At 61.5% G+C, this 6,973-nt stretch carries 9 protein-coding genes; 1 reads left to right on the forward strand and 8 read right to left on the reverse strand.

The window, feature by feature from the left end:
• Positions 1-14: 14 nt before the first annotated feature.
• From ACFQT0_RS31445 to ACFQT0_RS31475, 7 genes are all read right to left on the reverse strand, one after another.
• Positions 15-398 carry a hypothetical protein gene (locus ACFQT0_RS31445; protein ID WP_380207499.1) on the reverse strand — a complete coding sequence of 128 codons (384 nt, stop codon included), beginning with the start codon at positions 396-398 and terminating at the stop codon, positions 15-17.
• Positions 399-433: 35 nt separating this feature from the next.
• Positions 434-763, reverse strand: a complete 330-nt coding sequence (locus ACFQT0_RS31450; RefSeq protein WP_380207500.1) for a hypothetical protein — start codon at positions 761-763, stop codon at positions 434-436.
• Positions 751-1,227, reverse strand: a complete 477-nt coding sequence (locus ACFQT0_RS31455) for a replication initiation protein (RefSeq protein WP_380207501.1) — start codon at positions 1,225-1,227, stop codon at positions 751-753. Before ACFQT0_RS31455 ends, ACFQT0_RS31450 begins: the two co-directional genes overlap by 13 nt.
• Before the next feature lie 841 nt (positions 1,228-2,068).
• Positions 2,069-2,653, reverse strand: coding sequence for a hypothetical protein (locus ACFQT0_RS31460; RefSeq protein ID WP_380207503.1), 585 nt, complete (start codon positions 2,651-2,653; stop codon positions 2,069-2,071).
• Positions 2,654-2,703: 50 nt separating this feature from the next.
• On the reverse strand, positions 2,704-3,381 hold the full coding sequence (locus ACFQT0_RS31465; protein ID WP_380207504.1) for a CHC2 zinc finger domain-containing protein: 678 nt from the start codon (positions 3,379-3,381) through the stop codon (positions 2,704-2,706).
• Between the two features lie 123 nt (positions 3,382-3,504).
• Positions 3,505-4,098, reverse strand: a complete 594-nt coding sequence (locus ACFQT0_RS31470; protein ID WP_380207506.1) for a hypothetical protein — start codon at positions 4,096-4,098, stop codon at positions 3,505-3,507.
• Complete coding sequence (locus ACFQT0_RS31475) at positions 4,089-4,277, reverse strand: hypothetical protein (RefSeq protein ID WP_380207508.1); 189 nt, start codon at positions 4,275-4,277, stop codon at positions 4,089-4,091. The genes ACFQT0_RS31470 and ACFQT0_RS31475 overlap by 10 nt, the downstream gene beginning before the upstream one ends.
• Positions 4,278-5,542: 1,265 nt before the next feature.
• Between ACFQT0_RS31475 and ACFQT0_RS31480 the strand changes: the two genes are divergently transcribed.
• Positions 5,543-5,938 (forward strand): hypothetical protein, encoded by a 396-nt coding sequence (locus ACFQT0_RS31480; RefSeq protein WP_380207510.1) that lies wholly within the window; start codon positions 5,543-5,545, stop codon positions 5,936-5,938.
• A 151-nt stretch (positions 5,939-6,089) separates the two neighbouring features.
• On the opposite strand, the gene ACFQT0_RS31485 is transcribed toward ACFQT0_RS31480, so the two are convergent.
• A complete protein-coding gene (locus ACFQT0_RS31485) occupies positions 6,090-6,479 on the reverse strand; it encodes a hypothetical protein (RefSeq protein ID WP_380207511.1) in 390 nt (129 codons plus the stop codon).
• Positions 6,480-6,973: the final 494 nt, after the last annotated feature.

Raw genomic sequence — 6,973 nt, forward strand, 5'->3', positions numbered from 1 at the left:
TGCCCATTGGGGTTTTAATCTCTAACTAGCCACTCTACTCCTTGTGCATCTTCCTCGCGGCGGAAACCTTGCGATAAGTATACCAACTGCAGGTTTTCTTCGAAAGTAGAGCCTTTAGCTATATTCTTTTTGCTCATAACTTCATACGATTCCTTCACCTCATCGAGCCGGTATCGTAGCGTCTCATTGCTTGCTTTTTCGCTTTTCCTAACGGCCGCCTTCTTTCGCACAACAAGGGACTTTCGGTACTCTTCTAAAGAATGACCTTTAGTGATGGCCGTAAATACTGCCCCTGCTAGGCTGCTTATTTTCCCTTGCGTGCTTTTGCCACGCTGCTGGTTTATTACAAAAAGCACATAGGCAGGCTCGATCTCGCCTTGCTTGATAAGCTCACCCACGGCAAGGATGCTGTTAGCCGAAACACCTGCATCCATTAATGCTTTTTGCCACTCATTCGGAGACTGAAGAGTGGTAGCATAGCTTCGCTAGCAACCGGAGCAAATCGAAAGCGAATTTGTTCTACACTCTTGCCTTTGCCACGGAGGAGATCATACTCGAAGGCCAGGTTAGTCTGCGATAGCTCCTGCTGCGCACGGTCGAGCACCCGTAGCTTAAACAAGGGAAATTGTTTGTACTGGCCCTCTAAGTCGAGAAGCCGTTTGAGTTCATCTACCCTTATGATGCGCGAGCCAAACCCACCATATTGCTTTAACAACCAATAGATCCGATAGGAGTGGGCGCTCTTAAGTTTCAGCAGCTGCATGAGTGAGCTTGCGTAAAATTTCCTTCATTGAGTTGAAGGAGATGCTCGCGTACTCGATCGTTGAACCGTACGACTAGTGCGCGCTCTTCACTACTGTAGTCCGCATAGGCCATCAGAGGTGTATTTGAAAAACTTGGCGCGTCTTCTCCAATCTTGTTTGCCCTTTTTTTGGTGCTGGGCCGTTCAATGTAGAGAACTCGGGAAGCCAAGAGTGCGCACATGTCCTTGAGTTGCTGATAGTCGTTGCTGCTTGGTCGGCGTCCAGAAAGCGCTATAACCTCTGTTACAGGAATATGCATCTCACTAAATTCCGTGTCATCCCTGTGAATGCGAGAAAGCATGGCCATGAACAACCTCATCTCAAGGGTAGTGAGCGCGAACCTGGCATTCACTAAATCGTTGCGCTGGACGACAAGCTTGCTAACCGTTTCTGGCTTAGGTTGAGAGAATAAGGTTGCTTGCATAAAAGGGGTAGGAGAGGGTCCATGGCCGACTGATAGCGCAATAGTATTACAAAAACTTTCTTGTAATAGGTCTTCGTGCTTGTTGTAATAAGAAAGCTCAGGGCTTTCGTGCTTTCGGTAATAGGCCTTCGTGCTTTCGGTAATAGGTCTTCGTGCTTTCAGTAATACATGACTCGTGCTTCTTGTAATACAAAACCTTTTTAATCCACTGTTTTCCAATTACTTACGCAACCTATAATATAGGTAATAAGGTTAATAATTAAAAACGACGTTTTATAATTGAGAAGTTTTTTTATATTAATGAAAATCAAAGGTTTGTATAAGAGATGGTTGGGCAGGAAAAGAAAATAGGTCTGCTTGGCCGGCCCCTGTAATTCGTGCTTGTTGTAATAGAAAGAAAAGAACTTAGCTCATCTAGACTTTATTTAACGCCTTAATTATTATAGAGTTAATTATGACTACCGCTGATACTGCCTTTTGACAAAAGCAAACGCTATTACAAAAAGCACGAATGGGAAGCGAGGCAGGTAATATTAGGCGCTATTACAGAAAGCACGAATTTCACATCACGTAATCAAGCGCTTATCTGTTTGAAGACGTCCCAAAATCGTGCTTTTTGTAATAGCAGTACCCTGTCATCTTAACTTTAGATGCATTAAGTTGGGGTAGGGGAGGAGTGAGGATGTAAAAAAGGCGTTAGTACAAGTCACTGAGGTGTCTTAAAGTAGCGTAAATACCAGGGAATCAAGCAGTGGTATAAAATAAATAGTTGTACTATATTAGTCTTTAATAGCAATAAACTACTGTCTTCTGGCTCCTTGTGCCTTTTAATACTTTGGGCTTAGGCGCGACCCCAGCTTGCCCGGATTGCCGGCGGGCAAGCGGGCGCAGGCCGCCCGGGCGTGGGCATTCGCCGCCGGCCCCCAGGCAGCGGCCAGTGGCCCGCCGCGCGCCCGCCGCCCTGTTGCTCGAACCGGAACCGGCGGCCGCTGCCCACGCGCTCGCAGAACCGGGTCAGGACGGCCTCGCCCGCTAGGCGCGCGCAAGGCCAACAGGGCCGCTTTGCCCGCAGACGTGTTGGCATGGGCGTAAAACGTGCGCTGCCGGTCCGCGCCCGCGGGCCGCGGAACAGCACCCACAGCCACCACTTCGCCGTTTCGGCTTGGGGGCTGGGCGCCTGGCCCCGGGCCGGCAGGGGCTTGGCGGGGAGTTTCTTGCACAGCGAGTCGTTGAGGTCCTTGTAGCCGCGGTAGCCTTCGTTTTGGGCGTAGAACCCGGCCCCGTGCTGCCGGCAGTGGGCCTGGTAAAAGGCCTGCAAGTCGATGCCCGCTTGGTCGTTGTCGCCGTAGTAAAACAGGCTGCCGCCCGCTTTGGCCACCAAGGGCAGGGACTGTTTGGCCAGCGTCACCGAATGCAGCACGAGCACCGAGCACTGAAACGCCGCGCCCTTGCCCTTTTTGGCCTTCCAGCGCAGCGTCAGCGCCGAAAAAGTCCAGCATGCCCTCGAACACGGCCAGGCCCGGCTGGGCCCCTGATGAAGGTCACGTCCTTGGTCCCGAGGTGGCTTTGGAAGTTTCGGGCCGTGATTTCCAGGCCCTGGCTTTCGTTGACCAACCCGATGGCAAAGTAGGCGCGCAGCCGGCCGTCCGCGGCGTACTTGCCCGCCTGGGTGTAGTGCACTTCCCGCAGCTGGCTCCAGACCCGCCCGTCGGCTTGCAGGGCCTCGACCGCAATGCCGCGGCTCACCAGGTAGGCGCGTAACACGCCCGAGCGCAGCTCGCCGGTGCGCAGCACGGTGCGGCCCGCGCCGGGGACGGCCACCAGGGGCACAAAGTTGCGGGCCCGGCCCTGTTCGTCGGCGTCGTCGTAGGCGGCGGGGCAGGCCACCGCCTGGCCCAGGGACTCGGCGGCGTCCGCGTAGCTCATTCCCCACAGGCGCATGGCCAGGTCCAGCAGGTTGCCGCCCTCGCCCAGGCCGTGGTCAAACCAGCAGTTTTTGCGGGTGTTGACGGCAAACGACGCCGTCCGCTCCTCGCGCAGCGGGCTCAGGTAGTACAGCTCCCGCCCCTGGCCGTGCACCGCCACCAGGTTGCATTTGGTCAGAAACTGCACGATGGGGAACCGTTTGAGGGCCGAAAAGTGGTCTTTTTTCACGAAGGACGGGGGGTAGAGGGGGCGGAAAGGCGCGCCGGCGGCCCTTCTTTTTTTTTCAGTCAGCCCCGGGTGGGGACAACTCGGCGGATAACCTGGGGAAAAGTCACGCGATTTTTGGCGTTCTTATTCTTCCATAGAACTTACGTTAGAACAGTAATTAACAGAGTCGGCATTTTGTCCGACTGGGGTCCGGCGGGGCCTCTGGTTAGGCCCCCGGCTTTGGGGAGTGTGTGGCCCGGAGTTGCGCCGTGCGCTGGAGGATGCGGGCGGCGCCCACGGCGGGCACGGGCGGCTCCGGGGCCGCGGGTGCGGGCTGGGGCACCGCGGCCCCGGGGAGGGGACTTCCTCCCAGTCGAAGAAGTCGGCGTTGAGCACCAGGTAGAAGCTGGGCGCGCCGGGCGTGGCGACGCCCAACTGCCGGCGGACCTTGACCAAGCCCAGTGTCTCGAAGTCCTTCAGGTGGCGGCGCAGGGTACGTTCGTCGCAGTGGCACTCCTCGACCAGATCCCACAGGGTGGTGCGCAAGTGGAACTCACGCGCCGGAAACTCCAGCGAGCTAGGGGCGGGCGGCGCGGCACGGCCGCCGGACTTGTGCGCCGAAGCCGGGCGATAGCCCATGCCGGCGTCGTAGGGCGCGTGCCGGTAGGCACCGGCCTGGTAGAGAACCATCTGGTAGAGGTTCCGCAACGTAACCAGCTTGCCGGCGCTCAGGAGCACGGGGGAACGGGCGCCGCCGGCACGGGCGCCGCCGGCACGGGCACGCCCGGGGTGCGGGCAGCGAGCTTCCAGTTGCGCCGGGCCTGCGCCCGCCGTGCCGCTGAATGCCGGGCTTTACAGTAGGCATCCAAGCACGCCTTCAGGCGTGCGCGCACGGTGGCCGCGATCAGCCGGTGCACGACCGTGGGGGTGGAGGGAGGGCATGGTTGCGAGAGGGAAGGGGGTGGTAGCGAAAAGGAGCGGGAAAGGCCGCGGCGGGGGCAACCCCAGGGACGGCAGCGGACGCGTTGCCCGCAAGCCGTGCCACGCGGGGGGCCTTCGGGTGAGCGCGCAGCGGTTGGCCCGGAACGAACGCCCGCGGGCTCCAACCGCAACGACCCGCCAGGGGGCCACCCGACGATCGAAAAGGCCCCAGGGGGCAGCACAGGGAAAGCAGCAGCGCCGGCCACGAAAGCAGGAGTAAGGCCAGCAACGGAACCGAGGCGGGCCCCGGCGAGCCCTCCTGTGCCGGTGGGGAACGCGTCCGCGAACGGGAAACACGCGACGGGGCCGCGCGGCCGCACAATGGTACTGCGAAAACTTCGCATTCACTGGCGCTTCTTTTAGCGCTGCCGGCTCAAAAGGGGGCACTTTTCCCGGGCGATCGGAAACACCCCGAGCCACGTGCCCGGACCCGGCCAGGGCTGCGCGGGAAGCGCACGCCACGGGGCCCCACCCGCTCCCGGAACCGCGGCACCACGGACGCGCGATCCGCCCGGCGAGCGCCTGAAAAAGGCAGCGCGACGGGTGGGGTGGCAGCGGGTGGCGCCCGTGCTGCGCCGGGGTGTTGCGGGGCACCCACGGACCGGGTCACTCGCTGGGGGGCGGGAACGCGAGAGGTAAGCAGGGTTACACACCGAGCCTGAAGTTCCGTGCCGGTGCCGGCTTTTTCTCCCATTCCGCGCGTACGCCGGGCGCCCTCCGCGTCGGCGACGGCCGGTCCCAGCGCCGGGCCTGTTGCGCGCGTGTCGGACCGCGTGAAAAAGCCTCACAACCGGGGCATTAACCAAGGCCCTCACCCGCCTGAGGCCCAGGCACTCAGGAGACGAACAACCCGTGCGGACCGGGCGCACCCATTGCTGGCCAGCAATGGATTGGGCAGCGATCGCCGGCGGCAGAACGGGCACGTTTTCGGCCGGTTCCCTTCGCGCTAGAGAACGCTGTTCCGTTCAGATGCAACGTCTTAACAGCCAATCAAGTGACTTCCATGGTTTCCGGCAGGCTCGTTCGCGGCTTCCGAACGCGCACCCGCGCTGCCCGAAGGATAAATTTGCGCTAACTGCTGTTTTTTAGCGTAGGTTTACACTAACTCCCGCCGGGTTAGTGCAAACTTACGCTAACCGGCCCGGCGTTAGCGCAGCGTTGCGCTAACCGCCGGGGTTAGCGGTGTCCTTTCCTGCCCGTCATGCCCTACCTTCCCCGCCCCGAAACCACCCAGGCCTGCGCCCACTGCGGCCAGCTGTTCGCCGCGCGCCACCTGCGCCGCAAGTACTGCTGCAACTCCTGCAACGTGTTGGCCAGTTACGCCCGCACCGGGCGCCGCGCGGCCGGGCCCAGCAAGGCCGACCTCGAGGCCGTGGTGCAGGCCCTGCTGGCCCTGACCCCGCCGGCCCCAGCGAGCCCGGACCTCGCCCCGGTGGCCGCCCAAGCCACGCGCGTGGCCGCCATCAAGGGCCGGCTGCAGGACGAGGCCGAGGCCGACGGCCAACGGGCCACGCTCGCCGCGCAAGAACAAGCTGTGCGCCTGCACGCCCTAAAAGCCAAGCGACCCGGCCCGGGCCCGGCCGAGCGTCCGCAGTAGCGCTCCGCCGCTCGGACGTCCCGCAGGCACTGAACGGGGCAGCGGCACCCGAGTGCCGGACCGGTCGCCCGCGCGGACGGGAGGCAGGGGCGGATGGCCACGCCTGCGAATGGCACCGTTTTGATGAACGCCCAGGGGGCGCCGGGGGTGCTTAGAAGGCCGCGGGCTTGGGGTGGCCGGTAAAGCGGTAGCGGAGCCCGACGCTCACGGCTGGCGTCAGGCCGTAGCGGTTGCCCGTGGTGTAGCGGTTGGTCATCGACGAGGCAAAGCGCACGTTGCGGTTGTACGTCCAATCGACCACGCTTTCCAGGTGCCGGCCCAAGGCGTACCGCGCCCCGATGCCGGCCGTGAGGAAGCCGTTGGTGGCCTGGTACCGTCGGCTGATTTGGCGGACCGCTTGGCCGTTGACCCGGTCCTGCTCGTCGAAGTGGACCTTGGCGCCCACCAGCGTGGCCCCGAGCACGGCGTCCAGGTGCCCGCGGGAGTGGGCAAAACCCAAGGCGGCGTAGCGGGCCAGCACCGGCACGCAGTACGTGCGCACGAGCGACTCGGAGTGCCGTCCACGTAATCCCCGTTGAGCATCGTGCCCGTGTAGGAAGGGTTGCGGCGGTCGCGTTGTCGTTGGTAGCTCAGGCCGGCTTGCAGGGCCCAGCGCGGCGTCAGCTCGCCGCCCAACGTGAGTTGCCAGGGCGGGCCCCGGCCCGGGCGGCCTCGGGGAAAAAGACCTGGTAGTGGCTCTGCGCCAGCCAGTGCACCCCACGTAAAAGCGCGGGATCGGGGCAGGGGCGAACGCCGGGGCTTGGGCCAAGCACGGCACCGCGCCCAGCAGGGGCCCGGCCAGCGCAGCCAAGAGCACGCGTATATAATTCTTCATAAACTACGGGGTCGGAATAACACCCCGGCCCTAAACTGACAGGGGGCTGCGGTTATTGTCCCGCCGCGAGTACAAGGCAAAAGGCTCGTTTTGCTATTGCGACCATTTTAGTAGCCCTTAGTTAACACATACCTTAGCGTTTTCTTCCTTCCTAAACACAA

Source organism: Hymenobacter humi, from assembly GCF_042665855.1.
GTDB lineage: Bacteria > Bacteroidota > Bacteroidia > Cytophagales > Hymenobacteraceae > Hymenobacter > Hymenobacter humi.